The sequence below is a fragment of the Actinomycetota bacterium genome (assembly GCA_018334075.1).
Lineage (GTDB): Bacteria > Actinomycetota > Coriobacteriia > Anaerosomatales > UBA912 > JAGXSC01.
The window spans coordinates 21,356-38,183 of the sequence record JAGXSC010000046.1; the positions used below are offsets into that span (position 1 = coordinate 21,356).

General features: G+C 58.0%; 18 protein-coding genes and 1 tRNA gene. 2 read left to right on the plus strand and 17 right to left on the minus strand.

Features of this window, described 5'->3' with window-relative positions; translation table 11 throughout:
• Positions 1-18 precede the first annotated feature (18 nt).
• The 8 genes from glmU to KGZ89_06465 form a co-directional block, all read right to left on the minus strand.
• Positions 19-1,389 (minus strand): bifunctional UDP-N-acetylglucosamine diphosphorylase/glucosamine-1-phosphate N-acetyltransferase GlmU, encoded by a 1,371-nt coding sequence (glmU, locus tag KGZ89_06430; protein MBS3974485.1) that lies wholly within the window; start codon positions 1,387-1,389, stop codon positions 19-21.
• 54 nt (positions 1,390-1,443) lie between these two features.
• Positions 1,444-1,518, minus strand: a tRNA-Gln gene (locus KGZ89_06435).
• Between the two features lie 35 nt (positions 1,519-1,553).
• A complete protein-coding gene (gene spoVG, locus KGZ89_06440; GenBank protein ID MBS3974486.1) occupies positions 1,554-1,835 on the minus strand; it encodes a septation regulator SpoVG in 282 nt (93 codons plus the stop codon).
• Positions 1,836-1,913: 78 nt separating this feature from the next.
• The gene (locus KGZ89_06445; protein ID MBS3974487.1) at positions 1,914-2,684 is read right to left on the minus strand and encodes a nucleotidyltransferase family protein; all 771 of its coding nucleotides are present in this window, start codon (positions 2,682-2,684) and stop codon (positions 1,914-1,916) included.
• A complete protein-coding gene (gene ispE / locus KGZ89_06450) occupies positions 2,681-3,571 on the minus strand; it encodes a 4-(cytidine 5'-diphospho)-2-C-methyl-D-erythritol kinase (GenBank protein ID MBS3974488.1) in 891 nt (296 codons plus the stop codon). Before ispE ends, KGZ89_06445 begins: the two co-directional genes overlap by 4 nt.
• Positions 3,559-3,840, minus strand: a complete 282-nt coding sequence (locus KGZ89_06455) for a Veg family protein (protein ID MBS3974489.1) — start codon at positions 3,838-3,840, stop codon at positions 3,559-3,561. The genes ispE and KGZ89_06455 overlap by 13 nt, the downstream gene beginning before the upstream one ends.
• 54 nt (positions 3,841-3,894) lie before the next feature.
• Positions 3,895-4,764, minus strand: a complete 870-nt coding sequence (gene rsmA, locus KGZ89_06460) for a 16S rRNA (adenine(1518)-N(6)/adenine(1519)-N(6))-dimethyltransferase RsmA (protein ID MBS3974490.1) — start codon at positions 4,762-4,764, stop codon at positions 3,895-3,897.
• An 18-nt stretch (positions 4,765-4,782) separates the two neighbouring features.
• Positions 4,783-5,805: a G5 domain-containing protein gene (locus KGZ89_06465; GenBank protein ID MBS3974491.1), complete on the minus strand. Its 1,023-nt coding sequence runs from the start codon at positions 5,803-5,805 to the stop codon at positions 4,783-4,785.
• A gap of 126 nt (positions 5,806-5,931) precedes the next feature.
• On the opposite strand from KGZ89_06465, the gene ilvD reads away from it, so the two are divergent.
• Complete coding sequence (gene ilvD / locus KGZ89_06470; GenBank protein ID MBS3974492.1) at positions 5,932-7,611, plus strand: dihydroxy-acid dehydratase; 1,680 nt, start codon at positions 5,932-5,934, stop codon at positions 7,609-7,611.
• A gap of 71 nt (positions 7,612-7,682) precedes the next feature.
• On the opposite strand, the gene KGZ89_06475 is transcribed toward ilvD, so the two are convergent.
• A complete protein-coding gene (locus KGZ89_06475; GenBank protein MBS3974493.1) occupies positions 7,683-8,555 on the minus strand; it encodes a thermonuclease family protein in 873 nt (290 codons plus the stop codon).
• A 57-nt stretch (positions 8,556-8,612) separates the two neighbouring features.
• Between KGZ89_06475 and KGZ89_06480 the strand changes: the two genes are divergently transcribed.
• On the plus strand, positions 8,613-9,185 hold the full coding sequence (locus KGZ89_06480; GenBank protein MBS3974494.1) for a metallophosphoesterase family protein: 573 nt from the start codon (positions 8,613-8,615) through the stop codon (positions 9,183-9,185).
• A gap of 20 nt (positions 9,186-9,205) precedes the next feature.
• Here KGZ89_06480 and KGZ89_06485 read toward each other — a convergent pair whose 3' ends face one another.
• The 8 genes from KGZ89_06485 to KGZ89_06520 all read right to left on the minus strand — a co-directional run bounded on the left by KGZ89_06485 (position 9,206) and on the right by KGZ89_06520 (position 16,821).
• Positions 9,206-9,829: a flavodoxin family protein gene (locus tag KGZ89_06485; protein MBS3974495.1), complete on the minus strand. Its 624-nt coding sequence runs from the start codon at positions 9,827-9,829 to the stop codon at positions 9,206-9,208.
• Positions 9,830-9,832: 3 nt separating this feature from the next.
• Positions 9,833-10,699, minus strand: coding sequence for a TatD family hydrolase (locus KGZ89_06490; protein ID MBS3974496.1), 867 nt, complete (start codon positions 10,697-10,699; stop codon positions 9,833-9,835).
• A 17-nt stretch (positions 10,700-10,716) separates the two neighbouring features.
• Entirely contained in the window at positions 10,717-12,273 is a 1,557-nt protein-coding gene (gene metG, locus KGZ89_06495) for a methionine--tRNA ligase (protein ID MBS3974497.1), read from the minus strand.
• Positions 12,274-12,336: 63 nt separating this feature from the next.
• Entirely contained in the window at positions 12,337-13,170 is an 834-nt protein-coding gene (gene rsmI / locus KGZ89_06500) for a 16S rRNA (cytidine(1402)-2'-O)-methyltransferase (GenBank protein ID MBS3974498.1), read from the minus strand.
• On the minus strand, positions 13,163-14,128 hold the full coding sequence (locus KGZ89_06505; protein ID MBS3974499.1) for a hypothetical protein: 966 nt from the start codon (positions 14,126-14,128) through the stop codon (positions 13,163-13,165). Before KGZ89_06505 ends, rsmI begins: the two co-directional genes overlap by 8 nt.
• A gap of 48 nt (positions 14,129-14,176) precedes the next feature.
• Positions 14,177-15,298: a DUF362 domain-containing protein gene (locus KGZ89_06510; protein ID MBS3974500.1), complete on the minus strand. Its 1,122-nt coding sequence runs from the start codon at positions 15,296-15,298 to the stop codon at positions 14,177-14,179.
• Positions 15,295-16,269 carry an ROK family protein gene (locus tag KGZ89_06515; protein ID MBS3974501.1) on the minus strand — a complete coding sequence of 325 codons (975 nt, stop codon included), beginning with the start codon at positions 16,267-16,269 and terminating at the stop codon, positions 15,295-15,297. Before KGZ89_06515 ends, KGZ89_06510 begins: the two co-directional genes overlap by 4 nt.
• 57 nt (positions 16,270-16,326) lie before the next feature.
• The gene (locus KGZ89_06520; protein MBS3974502.1) at positions 16,327-16,821 is read right to left on the minus strand and encodes an ImmA/IrrE family metallo-endopeptidase; all 495 of its coding nucleotides are present in this window, start codon (positions 16,819-16,821) and stop codon (positions 16,327-16,329) included.
• Positions 16,822-16,828 lie beyond the last annotated feature (7 nt).

Below are 16,828 nucleotides of genomic sequence, written 5' to 3' on the forward strand. Positions count from 1 at the left end.
ACTTCTGCTCCTTCACACTCACTGCTCGCTCTTTCTTTTCCGCCTGGCCGCCCAATTATCAACGATACGCATGTCGGATCTTTCGATGCCGAGCGCCTCATCGGGCACATCGCCTGTAATCGCCGAGCCTGCGGCGGTCACAGCTCGCTTCCCGATATTTACCGGCGCTACAAGCATGGTATCAGAGCCGAGGAAAGCTCCGTCATTAATTGTAGTGCGATGTTTGTTCTTGCCATCGTAGTTGCATGTGATTGTGCCAGCGCCAACATTTACATCTCTGCCGATGGTTGCATCGCCGATGTACGATAAGTGTGGCACCTTGGAGTTCTCTCCCACCGTCGAATTCTTTATTTCGACACACGTGCCCGCTTTGGCGCCACGTTCGAGCACGGCGCCCGGCCGCAGGTATGCGAATGGCCCCACAACAACTTCGGGGCCGACCCGCGCGGATAGCACCACCGACGAGTCTATGCACGCTCCTTCGGCGATCACAGAGTCTTCGATACGACAGTTCGGGCCAATATGTGCGCGAGCGCCTATAGATGTCGAACCCATCACCTGGGTCATAGGTTCGATCAGCACATCCCGGCCGATCTCGACACCGGGAGCGATCCATACAAGCGACGGGTCGGTCATTGTCACGCCGGCAAGCATGTGTCGCCTGTTGATGCGCGACTGAAGCACTGCCGTGGCTTCGGCGAGCTGGACGCGGGAGTTCACTCCCATGGTCTCCTCTGGTTCATCGGACTCGATGGCCACGACGGATAGGCCCTCCGCAACGATGAGCGATATGACGTCCGTGAGGTAGAATTCGCCTTGAGCGTTGTCGGTGCCCACGCGGTCCAGGTGCTCGAAGAGCACCTTCGCGTCAAAACAGTAGATACCTGTGTTGACTTCGTCGATGGCGAGCTGATCGGCGCTTGCATCCTTGTGCTCGACGATTCCAACAACCTCGCCCGCATCAGAGCGAACTATACGCCCATAACCGGTTGGGTCTTCCATGCGAGCAGTGAGAAGAACCGCCTCTGCCGACTCGCGCCGGCGACACTCCACAAGCGAGCGTATGGTCTCTGGCCGCACCAAGGGAGTGTCACCACTCAGGATCACAAGTGAATCCGAGACACCGGATACAGCTTCGCGCGCGCACACCACGGCATGCGCGGTCCCGAGCTGACACTCCTGCCGCACGCAGGCCACATCATCCAGCAGCGGTTCGACAATCTCGGCCTTATGGCCGGTGACCACCACGCAATCACAGCCGGCCTCTCTGGCTGCGTCGATTACCAGCTGCACCATCGGAACGCCGAGCACAGCGTGCGCCACCTTTGGCAGATCCGAGCGCATCCTCGTGCCTTCGCCGGCCGCGAGCACAAGCGCAACCGCATTCATCGCAGCTCCTTTTTGGATCCACAGTCAATCACTCGGAGACGACATAAGACAAACTGGCTGGGGCGGTAGGATTCGAACCTACGGATGGCGGATCCAAAGTCCGCTGCCTTACCGCTTGGCTACGCCCCAAAGCATACCTACTTTATGGAAGCAGGCAGGGTGCGTCAACTACTTGAGTGGACAAACGCCTTGATCCCACCTTCTTCGTGAAATCGCTTCAGAACGGCCTGCTGTATCTTGAGTCTCGTCTCGGTGTCTACCGGATGACAGATGTCGCGGAACTTGCCTGTTGGCAGCTTTCGCGAGGGCATCGCCACAAAAAGTCCCTTGTCGCCATTGACTACCCGCAGGTCGTGTATGACAAACGAGTCGTCGATGACTATGCTGGCGATCGCGCATACTTTAGACATCGACACCGGCCGCAAGGTAACCTTTGTGATCTTCATATATCGCCCCTGTTGATGTGAAACTCTTATTCCACCGAGACCCGCTGCCGGGCCGGGCGCACTATTGTTCTCTTATTTCTAGATGCGCGCTTTCCTACCTGCTTTTGCGTACATGACCTTTTCGGCAACTATGACATCTACCGGCTTGTCGACATCGGCCCCTATCGAAGCGCCATCCATGTAGATCGCCACGCCCTTACCGCCGAGCAGTTCCCCCATCTTTGCCTCCACGTCGGTCACGTCCAGGCGACCCAAAACAAGTTTGAGAACAAAGCGGATACCGATCGCGCGAGCCATCCGCACCGGAGACTTCCTGGTGTCAAATAACCGCTGCCCGATCTCCCGGTTGCGCTCCACAAGAGATGGATTGACCATCATCATATTGCCGCCGGTGAACTCGCCTTGCACGAGCCGGATGTACGTGCGCTTGCTGCCCGGAAACTGGTCGAGTAACGCTGCCTTCGATATCAGCGGATACGAAAAGTCGGCTTTCGCGGCGATAGACTTTCCGAGGAACTCCTCCACGTCGAGGGGATCTAAGGCAGGCAGATCTCCCGTTGTAATCAGCACCGGTCTTTTTTCGCGAAAAGCGCTGGTACCCGCTTCAATATTTTTGAAGAACGGGCCATTGGACACGACGAGTTTGTCCACCTTGTCGACCCAAGGACCTAGATCCTCGGCGGTAGGTACCACGACTGCGATTCCGGCAATCGTCCCGGATGCCCTCAGCGCGTCGACGACCCACTCCACCATCGGCTTGCCCGCTACGGGCAAAAGTCCCTTGACCTTGATGTCCGGATCGAGCACCGCCCCGTTGCCGCCCGCCAAAACAACCGCATCTACCTTCATGGGCGCTCCCCTGCGACACTCACTTTAGCTCCGGTGCTCAAGGTGCTGGTGGCCTGCGACCACCAACCGTTACTTTCGGCAGCATTGCATATCGAAGTGGCGGAGCGGGCATTCTCGCAAATAGCAAACACTGCCGACCCACTTCCGCTCATCAGGCAACCAAGCACTCCTTCGCTGGTAGCGCAAAAATCTAGTATCCGAGGTATCTCCTCGGCGAGTATGCTTGCGGCACCAGTCAGGTCGTTGCGCAGTGCCGAAGCGATCATGGCCGGATCCTGGCCTGACAGGGCAGCGAGCATGGAGCCCGCATCTGCGGATGATTGCGCGCCAACGCCTGTGAACAAACGATAGGCCTCAGCAGTGGAGACCGACCGATGCGGTTTGATCAACGCGATATCAAGAGCTGGAGTGGGCAGGCTCCTATCGAGCACATCGCCTTTTCCAGTGAGCAACGCGGTGCCACCCCGAAGAAAGAACGGCACGTCGGCACCCAGGCCAGAAGCTATGCTCCAAAGATCGGCTTCGCCGACGGGCGAATCCCACAGGACAGATAGGGCCAGCAAGGTTGCAGCGGCATCAGAGCTGCCTCCGCCAAGTCCTGCTCCACTCGGAATCGTCTTCTCTATCTCGATACGCACGTCTGGCGAAACACCCGCTGCGTGCGCATATGCGACAGCCGCCTTGTAGACAATGTTTTCCTCGGCGGGGGTGCCGATATCCGGGCTCATAGCAACCTCAAGCCTTTCAGCCGAGGTCAGCTTGATGGTGTCGTGCAGCTCGATCGCTTGCACTATCGTTTTTACTTCATGGTAACCGTCGGGTCGGATGCCACCGACCTCGAGGTAGAGGTTGACCTTGGCAGGCGCTATCGCGGTTAGTTCAGCCAAGGCAGCAGGTTCTCGCCGCTTTCACAATGCGTGAGCTCCACAGTGCCGGTTAGCACATCGACGTAGCTGTAAGAAACGCGTGCGGTGCGTTCCCTTTTTTCCTCCACTTTGACCACAAACAGCGCCGGGTGAGTCTGTTCGAGGATCCCCTCTCGCTCTACTATTTTCGACCTGCCCATATTTGCCCTAAGTCGCATGCGAGTACCCATCATGGCTTCCAGGTCGGTCCTTATGCGGCCAACAACTAAAGTCTGTGCAGCTAAATCCATACACTCGCCTCCTTCCACAGGAAGCCGAAAGTATACACTATATTCGTAAATAACTCAAGGTAAAAGGCTGTTTCCACGCAGCGCAATCCCCATCTGCACAAACTGTTGGATATCCAGATTTTCCGCGCGTGTCAAACCATCGATTCCGGCTTGCTCAAGCGCCAAGTCCACCGTCCTAATGTCCGCGCCCAGAGCCGCGCAAAGGGAGTTGCGTAGCGTCTTTCTCCTGTACGCAAATGCGGCTCCCGCCGCGCTGCCCGCAGCTGCAATTTCAGCTGCCGAGGCCATAGAAGTTATACGATCGAGACGGATTACCGAAGAATCCACCCTCGGCGGCGGCAGGAAACAGGACCGCGCCACTCGGAATCGGCCTGTTGTGCGCGCCAGCAACCCCAATTTGACAGTAAAGGCCCCGTAATCTTTCGAGCTCGGCTCGGCGCTCATGCGATCCGCTACCTCGGACTGAACCATGACCGTAGCTGACGCAAGTGAAGGTGCCGACTGAAAGAGTGACAGGACAAGAGTGGCTGCAATTGAATAAGGCAGATTAGCGACCAGCGCGATTGGTGGACCCAGTGGCGTAACAAGATCATCAGCGCAGATCTTTAGCGCATCCCCATGGATGATAGTAAGCGTCCGACACTCGGCGACCAACTTTTCGAGCACCGGAAGCAGCCGGGGATCGCGCTCGATAGCCAGGACGTGCCCCGCCTCGGCGCACAAAGCCACTGTGAGAGTGCCTATCCCGGGGCCAATTTCCAGCACCGGCTCATCGGCGGATATGTCGGCCAGGGCCAGGATGCGACCTACGATGTTGTCGTCAACCAGAAAGTGCTGCCCCAAAGATTTGCGTGTATGAAGGCCGTATTCTTGAAGCGTCTGAATAGTTGCCCTTGGAGACGCTAGCCGAGAGTTAGGCGACACGAGGTGTGGGCCTCCCAATCAGGGCAGGATGGTGATGGTCACAGTGCGCCGACCCCAGGAGATCGCCTCGGCGCCGGTTGCAAAGCAAAGATCGATCTTGTTGCCCTTTATGGCGCCTCCAGTGTCAGCCGCGACCCCATAACCATACCCGGGAACGTAAAGTCTGGTGCCCAGCGGAATCACCCTAGGGTCGACGGCGATAATTCCCCTGGCAGCCCTGGCTCCGGTGGCGGTTCTTGTTCCCACGCCGTTAACGCCTGGCGCATAACCTGTGGCAACAACGTTTAGTCTCCTGCCCACTGGGGCCGAAGTCGCTGTGCTGATCGGACGAATCGAAGGGGAGGAAGCGGTCGGTCGCCTGGTTCCCAGCGCAATGACCTTATTCTGCGGCTCACGGACGACCTTCTCGGAGATGAGCTCCATCTCACCGGGGTTGCCGTCTATCACCGGAATCCGATAGATCCTCAGGGCCTGCCCTGGCGCACCCTCCGAGATAACCTCGCGCGACCCGACTTCCAGTGCAGGATCGTTGCGTGTCACCGTCGCATAGGCAACTTCGGTGGGCTTCTCCTCGATTCTGACGAAGGCGTCGCGGACCTCGATTGTCATCGCAGAAGAGAGTGGCTCAGATATATCGGGGGAGACATCCAGCCCGGCGCCCGGATCCAATCCGGCAGCGGTCAGAGCGTCTGCCACGGTTCGCCCAACCACATCGACCTCGATTATCTCTTGTCCGAGGTGAATGGTGACCGGCACCGAGCTGCGAACGACCACGGTCATGCCGTCAGATACCTGGGTGTCGGCCGCTGGAGAAAGCAGATCCCCTTCAGCCACATTGATTCCGGCCTGATCCAGCAGGGCCTCCACTGAATCGGCCTGCGTATCGTAACAATGCGAGCTTCCATCCACTATGACGGTGACTCGCTTTTGGGCCCATGCAAATCCGGTTACGCTGAGTGCGACGATAGCTGTTACAGATAAAAGAGCGATAAACTGGTACGTTTTCAGGAACCCGGCCGACCTTCTCGGCGCTCGTCCCATATCTTCCCTCGGTGCAATCGGTTACAGTTCGGCAACAAAGAAAAATGGACTGCCCATGTTATCGGAGTTACCAAGCTTTGACAAATGGAGTGTTTTTCGGCGGAGCTTTGCGTATACTCCATAGCCATGAACATGCGAAGCGATCTCATGAAATCCGGATCCGCCCGGGCCCCTCACCGTAGCCTGCTCAAGGCCGACGGTCTCACCGACGAGCAGATTGCGCGGCCATTTGTGGCGGTCATCAACTCGGCGAACGAGATCATCCCCGGGCACACCATGCTCGATCAGATCGCGCAGGGAGTGAAAACTGGCGTGCTCATGGCCGGCGGAACCCCTCTGGAGATCTCCACCATCGGCGTCTGTGACGGCCTGGCGATGAACCACCAGGGCATGTGGTCGTCCTTGCCGAGCCGGGAAGTGATCGCGGACTCGGTGGAAATCGCTGTTTCCGCTCACGCTTTCGACGCCGTGGTTATGATCCCCAATTGCGACAAGGTAATTCCGGGTATGCTCATGGCGGCGGCGCGCTTGAACCTGCCGACCGTCATCATCTCAGGCGGACCCATGCTTTCAGGTCGCGACAGCTCCGGGAAAGCGGTATCTGTCGAAACGGTATTCACCGCCGTTTCAAAGTTCGAGGCGGGCCTTATCTCAAAAGAAGACCTCTTTCATCTGGAAGAGCACGCATGCCCGACATGCGGCAGCTGCGCCGGGATGTTTACCGCCAACTCCATGAACTGCCTCATCGAGGCTCTTGGAATCGGCCTGCCCGGAAACGGCACCGTTCCGGCGGTCTACTCGGAGCGAATCCGGATGGCCAAGGAGGCCGGCATCCGGGTAATGCGCCTGCTAGAGGAGAACATAACCGCGCTGGACATCATCACGCCTGTGTCGCTGCGCAACGCAATCACGGTCGACATGGCTTTCGGCGGCAGCTCCAATACCGTCCTTCACATAACGGCGCTGGCGCAAGAGGCGAATATCGACCTTACCTACGATGACTGGTCCGCCATCTCGGCAAGAACGCCGAGTCTGGTCCGCATCAGCCCGGCAAGCGATATCTACATCGAGTCGCTCTACCATGTCGGCGGGATCCCTTCGCTCATTCGCGAGCTGGATCGCGGTGGGCTGATAGAGCGGGACGCCCCGACCATCACGGGCAAGACCATCGGCCAGATCGCCGATGAGGCAAAAGATGCCGATGGCGTCGTGATCCGCAGATTTGCCGAACCACACTTTCCCGAGGGTGGCCTGAAGATACTGCGTGGCAACCTTGCTCCAGACGGCGCGATAGTCAAGCAATCCGCCATCCCGCAAAACATGCGCGTGCTCACAGGTCCCGCGCGCGTATTCAACGATGAGGCTTCGGCAGTTGCCGCCATTCTCGGCGGAGCCATCACCGAAGGTGACGTCGTCGTCATCCGCTACGAGGGGCCCAAGGGTGGGCCTGGTATGCCAGAGATGCTTGCACCGACCGCCGCCATCTCCGGAGTACCCCACCTTGCCGCAAGCGTCGCGCTGATAACCGATGGGCGCTTCTCCGGGGCAACGAAGGGCCCCGCGATCGGGCACGTTGCGCCAGAGGCCATGGTCGGAGGGCCCATTGCCCTTGTAGCCGAGGGCGACGAGATCACAATCGACATCAACACAGGAGCCCTGACCCTTCATGTCTCGGAGGAAGAGCTCGCCACGAGAAAGTCCTCTTGGCAGCCTCGCGCTCCTCGCGTTACAAAAGGCGTGCTTGCCCGTTTCGCCAGCCTTGTGAGTTCAGCCGATAAAGGCGCGGTTCTGAAGTCGGGTTTGTGACTTTACGCCGCACTGCCCTTAGGCTAGCAGGCTAACCCACCTCGGCTGCCATCTTCGCTCGCAACTCGCCTTCACCAGCAGACACCGCACGCCTCGAAACCTCGGGCCCTCGCCTCTGTAAGCGAGATCGGTATCCTGCTTCTGGCAAGGAAGCGGCAGCCATCGTCATGGTATCTCTCTCCCGTGCGTGTGATGAAGACCGTGGTGTCCCCTGCTTGCGGAGCGGCGGAGGGAGGTGGGACCGGCGCCGCTCCAACTGCGGCAGAGCCCCACAAGCCACGATCTGCCTCGCGCGCCTCAACTTGAAACGTCCGGAAAAGCTCAGCGTACTTGACGTTTGGCGGAAATGTGTAGACCTTTGCATAGCCCGCCGAGACAAGACGCGCGTTGAGCATCTTCGAGCGCACCTCGCCAGGGGTGGAGTCAAGCGGTTGCCCGACCCACACGTATGCCAAAAGCCGCCCGTGGCGATCGCGATTCTCGACATCGGTCTCCAGCCAGACGCTCGCACCTACCGGAATCGCGCGCCTGGTGTAGGATGACGCCTCTCTTCCTAGCGGCTCGGCGCCTCCGAAAACCTCAGGGGTATCCACCCCGATAAATCGCACCTTCTCCTCGGCGCCTTCAATGCGAAATCTTGCGGTGTCGCCATCCACATGCCGAGAGACCACGGCGCGTATGGTTCGCGGCGCGTCTTGACCCGGTTCACGCTGAGGCGGAGCCTCGGCCGCTGGAGGAGGCGCAGGGGGCGTGGGCGGCAGAGTTGGCTCAGGAAGCGGAGTGGTGGGAGTGGCCGGATCCGTCTCGGGCTGAAGCGGCGCCGTCTCAGTCTGAGTGAGCCGCTCACTCCGTTCGGGTTGAAGCGTCGCGTCGGCGGCGCACCCGGAGAAAATGGCCGAAACGAGAAGGATGACAAAGATCAATATTATCTTCGACGATTTCATCTCCTATATATTATTACCCTGAAACCTGTACGGCCACGATGAACCTGCTGGAGAGAGATGAGAAGGATCGCCCTGCTTTCAGATATCCACGGTAACGCAGCAGCTCTTGACGAAGTGCTTGCGGATATTTCTGCCCGTGGAATCGCCGAACGATACTGCCTGGGAGACCTGATCGGCTATAACCGTGAGCCAACGCTGGTGACAACACGCCTCCGCGAACTGCAGATCCCCACTGTGCGCGGTAACTGCGACGAGCCCGCGGGCTCCACCGTATCTGATTTGGATCGCAAGTGGCTGGCCGGGCTGCCTTGGCAGCTGCGCTTCGAGCACCACGGCACTCGCGTGCTTCTGACCCACGGCAGCCCCAGAAGAATAAACGAGTACCTCACCCTCGACATAAGCGACTATCATCTGATGAACATGGCCGAGGACGCTGACGCTGATGTTGTTTGCGTAGGTCACGTCCACACTCCTTACCACCGCAAGGTGGCTGCGCCCTTCGGCAAAACACTTCACTTCATCTGTGCCGGCTCGGTAGGCAAACCCAGAGATGGATATCGAAGGGCTACCTGGGTGGAGTTGATTTTGGGAAACAGCGCCGAGGTCGACTCAGTAGTGCACAGAATTTAGCTCCGCCGGCCCCGCTCGCCTCAAAGACCTTGCTGACGATGCACCGCTTTCGCCAGGCGCCGTCCCACCTCCACCGCCGAGCGCAGGATTTCGGGGTAGCGCAATATATCTCCAGCCTGATCGGGTCCCTCGGCCAAAATCTCCTCAGTGTAATCAATCTCCAGATTCGCAAATACGCTGCGCGTTGTTGCAATCGCTGCGTCGAATCCAAATGGGTCCCCGCCTGCGCCGACCAGCAGCAAAGCTCCCTTCCTGCGCATCGGGACACCGGCGATCGCCTCGGAGGAGACGCGCGCGTGGCGGCGCTCCCAATATGGCTGGCAGCGATCGTAGAGCGCCTTTAGCGACGCCGGCACGGTCGCAAAGTAGACCGGAGAAGCCACCACGATCGCAGCCGCGGCATCTATTCGGGGATAAATCTCACTCATGTCGTCTTGGATAACACATGCGCCGCTCAGAGCGAAGCCGCCGCAGCCCCCACAGCCGACACACGGCTCGATTGCGTGCTCGACAACAGCCAGGCGATCGACCAGGACCCCGGAGTCCGTTATACCCGAGACGCATGCGTCCAGCAGCTGCTCGCTATTGCCGTGGCGGCGTGGACTGCCTAAGATACAGAGGATTTTTGGGGCGCCCGCATCCATATGTCACCGCCTCCGAAAAAACACCCTTTTGGTGTTCTCGAACACCGCTTGTGCAAAATCTTGCATACTCATATTTCTCGCCCCGGCGATCCGGGCAGCTATAAGCACGGCCAGTGCAGGCTCGTTCATGTAACCGCGATAGGGCTCAGGCGCCAGGAATGGGCAGTCTGTCTCGACCATTATCCGATCCAAAGGGAGCTCGGCGGCCACATCAAGTATCCCGGCTTTTCTGAAAGTTACCGGCCCGGCAAAGGAGATATGACACCCCAACTCGATCAAGGACTCCGCAACCTCGATATCACCGGTAAAACAGTGAACCACGCAGCCTGCCTCCGGCACGCCCATCTCACGCAAAACCGAGATTCCCTCCGCGTAAGCATCGCGCAGATGAATCACCGCGGGAAGTGAATGATTGTGAGCCTGCGCGAGTTGAGCTCGAAACAGCCGCATCTGTGTATCACGCGGAGAGTGATCGTAGTAGAAGTCGAGTCCCATCTCCCCCAAAGCAACAGTGCGAGGGTCAGTCGCCAGTTTTTGAAAGAGAAACTCAAGCTCAGGATAGAAGTTCTTTGCGTTGTGGGGGTGAACGCCGATAACGACGCCTACGTCTGGAGCAGACACCTCCAGGTCCCAGTCCGATAGTCGCCGGTCAGCCTCATCTCTCCACTTGCTCAAGTTATCATACGTACCCTCAGGCACCTCGGTCAGATCGGCGACGGTGAGCACCAGCGGAACTCCAGCCATAGCGGCTCGCTCCAAAACGCCCGCCGGATCGTCGAACATATCCAGGTGCGCATGCGTGTCCGCTATGGGCGCGCCAAGCTCAGGCAGATCGACGATGCGTGCTCTAGCGCGTGACTCTCTTGCCATTCCAGGCTCGTTGTTTGTCATTCGTCGTAAATTCGAGGAAACAAGGGGGTTCCCTTCACGATGCGATTGCCCGAAGGTAGTCCGCCCCACTTTGCCTGGGCCTCGATCTCTTTCACCTCATGAATATCTCCCAGGCCGAGTCGGCTCCATATATCGGCGCTTGTAATGGGCAGGATGGGAGCGCAGAACAGCGCGGCGATACGAACAGCCTCAAGAGCGTGATAGATCACGGTCTTTAGTCTGTCTGCGTGCTCCTCGGACTTTGCAAGATTCCAGGGCTCGGCGCTTTCGATGTAACGGTTGGTTTCCTTTATCAGATCCCATGTCGCCTCGAGAGCCGCCGCATAATTCAGTGCCGCCATGGCGGACTCATACCTCTCGGGCAGCAGACCCGCAATCGCGCGCAGTGAGCGTTCGCCATCTGAAAGGTCTGTCGCTGAGTCTGCGGGCACCACGCTATCAAAGTACTTCTCCGCCATATTCAGGGCACGCGAGCAAAGATTGCCCCAATCATTGGCGAGATCGCCGTTATAGCGCTGCACCATCGACTCCATCGAGATCGAGCCGTCCGCCCCAAACTGAACGTCGCGAAGGAAGTAATACCTGTACCCGTCTACGCCGAATTTTTCGACTAGGCTTTGCGGATCGACGACGTTACCTTTGGACTTGCTCATCTTTTCGCCCTTGGTCAGCAAGAAGCCATGGGCGAAGACCGACTCGGGGAGCTCGATCCCTGCGGCCATGAGCATGGCGGGCCAGATAACGCAGTGAAACCGGATGATGTCCTTGCCGACAAAGTGCACTTGGGCGGGCCAGTACCGCTCGAATCGATCCACCATGTCAGAGCTGCTCGAGCCGTACCCCGCAGCGGTGACATAGTTGAGGAGAGCATCGATCCAGACGTAGGTCACATGGTTCTCGGCGAAGGGCAGAGGCACTCCCCAGGAAAACGTCGTGCGGGAGATCGACAGATCTTTCAGTCCGCCACTGACAAAGCTAACGACCTCGTTGCGTCGAGTGGCAGGCTGTATGAATCCGGGATTGGCCTCGTAGTGGTCGAGGAGCCTTTGCTGGAACTCCGAGAGCCTGAAAAACCAGTTTTCCTCGCGAATATACTGGACGTCTCTCCCGCATCCCGGGCAAGCGCCGTCGGTGAGCTGCTCTTCGGAGTAGAAGGTCTCATCGGGCACGCAGTACCAGCCTTCATACCGGCCCTGATAAAGGTGGCCCTTATCATGCAGGGCATTCCAGAATGCCTGAACTCCGGATTTATGCCGCTCCTCTGTCGTGCGTATAAAGTCGTCGTTCGTGATCTGCAGCAGCCCCCAGGTGTCGAGAAATCTCGGTGCGATCTCGTCGCACCACTGCTGAGGAGTCATATTATGCTCGGCTGCAGCCTGCGCGACTTTCTGCCCGTGCTCGTCAAGACCGGTAAGAAAGAATACGTCGTAACCGGTCATTCGGCGGTAGCGTGCAAGTGCATCCGCGGCTATCGTCGTATATGCCGTGCCGAGATGAGGCACAGAGTTTACGTAGTAGATCGGCGTTGTCAGGTAAAACGGTTTTTTGCTCATGCTCCATCTTTCATCTTCGCCAAATGCGATGTGGGACTTTATGTGGTTTACGGAGCATAAACTCTACCGCTCGTGAGCGATCTTGTACACTTCGCTGCGGGCCAGACCTGTTTCTTTCGCAACCGCCCTTATCGCATCCGAGCGGGTAACCCCGTCAGAGATTTGGCGCTCGACCGCCTCGCGTATGCTGTTCTCGTCAAACGCCCGCTCAGCTTCCTCAAGCGGAGGGGATATCACCAGCACCAACTCGCCTTTGAGTGTGCGCTCCGACAACATCTTCGCCAAACCTTTCGCTTCACCGCGCAATATCTCCTGGTGGATTTTGGTAAGCTCACGCGCGACGACAGCTTGTCTTCCGGGCATAACGTCGGCGATAGCAGCGAGCGCGCCGGCGGCCCTGTGCGGAGACTCGTAGAAAACGAGCGTCGCATCCAGCGGCTTAATTGACTCCAGAAGCTTATGCCTGTCCCCGGTTTTTCTCGGAAGAAAACCACCAAAATAAAATGCCCGGGTCGGCGCACCGCTAAAGATCAAAGCGGTTATAGCGGCGCACGGTCCTGGCAGAACATCGACTTCGATGCCCGCCTCGATTGCCTCACGGACAATCAGCTCCCCTGGATCCGACAGACCAGGAGTCCCTGCGTCAGAGACTAGCGCCACGGTCTGCCCCGAGGCCATCCGCTCGATGAGGCCGGCGCTGTGCTTAGACGCGGTGTGCGCGTCGTAGCGCCGCATCGGCGTTTCGATCCCATAGCGACGCAGTAGTCGCGAGGTGACCCGCGTGTCCTCGGCGGCGATCAGGTCGGCTTCCCGCAGTGCATCCAGGACCCTGAGTGTCACATCGCCGAGGTTGCCTATCGGCGTCGCACAGACAAGCAGTCTACCCCTGTCACCCATCGATGGTAGGAGCCGGCGCTGGATTCACTGGTGCGGGAGTCTCGGCAACGGGCAGCGGTGACGGAGCAGCGACGGATTGCGTGGGCTCGGCGGATAGCTCGGCGCGCCGGAAGAAAAGGGTCCATGCCCCCGAGTGGAAGCTCCACCAAATCACCGCGCCCGCAGTAAGTAGCAGAAAGTCGAGAAATCCAACGGCTACCGCGCCCCAGAAGCTAAACTGCGTCACAAATGTCTGAATAGCCTCAAGCAACACCGTGCCCGAGGTCATTATTCCCCAAACGATGATGCTTATCACGAACAAAAGTAGCCACATTACGACAACATCTTTGAATCGGGCGCGCAGATCTCTCCATGCTTGACCGATAGAGCGAATTACCGACAAATCGCCGAGAACAATATGCCGCAGGCCAAGGTGTGAAAGCATATCGAGCAGTATGCCTCCGACAATCAGAAGGGGGCCTCCGATCATCATCCCACCGCAAAACACAAGAAATGGACCGGACAGATCCTCTTCCATTCCAGCCAGCAAGAGTGGGGCTGCAATCAATCCTGTGACCACAGCGGCAACTATGGCATATGGCACAAAGAGGACAATCATGAGAAGAAATATCCTTCCGAGCAACCCAAAGCCCGTCTTCCATCCTGTCCGACCTCTGACCGCCACCCCACTATCCGCGTCGGCGACAAGCCGAACCAGTCCTCCTTGCGCCGCCAGGCTGAGAACCCAAAAAGCTATAAAGAGCAGCAAGGCGGCAAAGGAAGCCCCAAAGATCAGGAAGAGATTCTCCGCGAACAGTGCCTCAAGCCCCTGGATATCCATCTCTGGCCCAAAGGCGGTAGTCGGGAAGATCAGGTAGATGTTGTATATCGAGCCCGTCGCAAAAAAGCTGAGCACCCACAGCACCTTGTGTTTCCACATGATGCTCGCTGCCTGCTTCAGTATCGGCGTGTATTCCATCCCGCACTCTCCGTTCGTGTCCGCTAAATCGGTAACAGCGCCTCCGAGTCAGGCAACCGTTATGAGGTCATACTTACGTGTACCCAATCCCATGCTCTCGGCATACGCCATGGAAATGCTTCCATCGATACCGGAGATTTTGGCGAACTTGTCAGAGTCTGCCGCAAGCCCCTCTCCCAGCGTGCCCTCCAGTCCAGGCGCCTTGACGACAAGGTCGTATGCCGCCTGGTCGATTGCGACTATATCCGTTGAGGCAAGAACGCCAATATCCGGTACAACCGCGGCGTCGGAGAAGTGCCAGCAGTCACAGTCGGGAGTAACATTCATCACGAACGACACGTATATGACTTTACCCTCCTTGCCGGCAAGGGCGCCCGCAACATGCTCCACGATCTTTTCCTGAATCGCGGCTGGCTCCGTCTTCCACTGAACGGCTATTGCGCCGAAGGGGCAAGCGGCAACACACTCCCCGCACCCGTAGCAAGTGCTGAAATCTATCTTGACTACCTTTTCATCCTTGAGCGTTATCGCGTCTACCGGACACCACTTGACGCATCTGGCGCACGCAGTGCACTTATCACCATCGACCGCGGGGCGGAAATCGGCGTGCATGCGCTGTTTGGCACTTCTACATCCAAGTCCCATGCCCACGTTCTTTATGGCACCACCAAATCCGGTAGCCTCATGGCCTTTGAAGTGGGTGACAACAACCATGGCGTCGGCATGAATCGCTGCAGAGCCTATCCTCACAGTGTCGAAGTGTTTGAATCCCTCTATCGGGACGTCTATAGCTTCACGTCCATCAAGCCCGTCAGCGATCACTATCGGGGCCTCCACGGTCGCATAGGAAAATCCATTGCGAAGAGCGCAAACGATGTGATCCACGGCGTTCGAGCGCTGACCGCGATATAGCGTGTTGGCATCTGTGAGGAAGGGGTTGCCCCCTGCCTGCCGTATCCTCGATACCACTTCGCGAACGAACACGGGGCTCACAAAGCCGGTGTTCCCCTGCTCGCCAAAGTGCAACTTGACCGCGACCATATCCTTGTCAGCCACCACTCGAGCAAGACCAGCCTTGTCCAGCAAGGTGCCGGCTCTTGTAACCAGCGATTTCTTACCCAAAGATCTCACAGGGGCAAAATAGACCTCGGCTTTGCTACCGGAGCTCATCTGCTCAGCCCCTCTTTGCTGTCGCTTTCCTCAAACGCCAAGGCCGCAGCACCTAAAACTCCCGCATCATTACCCAGCTCGGCCGGAACCACCTTGACATCGCGTTTGCCGGCAAGACCCTCTGCCGCGATGATCTCGGCAGCCCTATCGATCAGAAATGGGCACGCCTCGCCGATCCCTCCGCCAACCACAATCATCTGTGGATTGAGCAGGTTAACGAGTCCCACCAGCCCTCTTCCGAGAATCACCCCGGCCTCCATCAAAATCTCTGTAGCCGCCTCATCGCCCGCTAAAGCTGCCTTGACGATGTCCTCGGCTGTCAGTACGTCAGGATCACCGCCTGCCTGCTCCAAAATCGCGGCTCCACGATAGGTTTTGGCGAGCTCCCGGCCTCTTGCGGCAAGAGCCGGACGGCCTAGATAGCTCTCAATATGACCGTTCCCGCCGCATGGACAGGGCGGGCCGTCCATCTGAACTACCATGTGGCCAACTTCGGCCCCAAGACCCCGAAACCCGCGGTATGGCTCTTTCCCAATGAACATTCCGCCTCCAACACCAGTCCCCAGGGTTATCATGAGAAAGTGCCGCACAGTCCTGGCAGCCCCGTATCGAGACTCCCCGAAAGCAGCCAGATTTCCATCGTTGTCCAAGATCACCTGGTGCTTGACCCTTGACATGACTAAAGCGCGAACATCCACTCCTGCCAAAGGAAGGTTCGTGCAAAACTCTACGTGCTGCCGAGCGAAGTCGATCTGGGCCGGAAGACCCACACCGATTCCAGAGATTTCTCCTGCTTGCACGGTGCAAGATACCTCTCCGATGAGATCTATGATCGCATCGACTATCGCAAAGGGCCCACCGCGCGGCGTCAGGGCTTTGGCGTCTCTCAGGATGCGACCTTTCCGATCCACCAACCCTACCGCTATCCGGGTTCCTCCTACGTCAACGCCTATGGCGTAATTGGCATGCATGAAACCTCCTGGCTTGGATCAACTGTCAGACTCATCGGCGCCGGCAACCCTGTAATATCAGTACTCCCAACGAATGCCCCTCTGCTGGATGATGCCCATATCGAACATCTTTTTCATCATCTCTTCTTCTGTCACTCCAAAGAGGCGCGCTAGGTAGCGATAGTCGTTAAACCACTTCTGCGCCTGATCCATGACCAGGTAAGCAGGGGTGATGAGCTCATCGGCTACGATGGCTGCGTCCAGATGCTCTTCGTTGGTATTCCTAGGATAAGAGCTCGAAGAATCCGCAAGCACTATCACCATGTGCCCCACCATATGCGCGAGAATCTTTCTTCGCGTGTACTCATCTTTGGCTGCATTGACAAGGATCACCGGGAGCCCATCCTCATTTATCGTCGCTCCGCCAAAAAAGGCAGGCATTACGACATCGCGAACCGGAATTCCGTACCCCCGCGCCATATCTTCAATTGGTACGGGAGGCTCTTCCACCCCCGCACGCTTCAGGGCGGCCTCAGCAAGGCTTCTATAGTATGAATCGGTACGTAGTGGCACGGTGCTC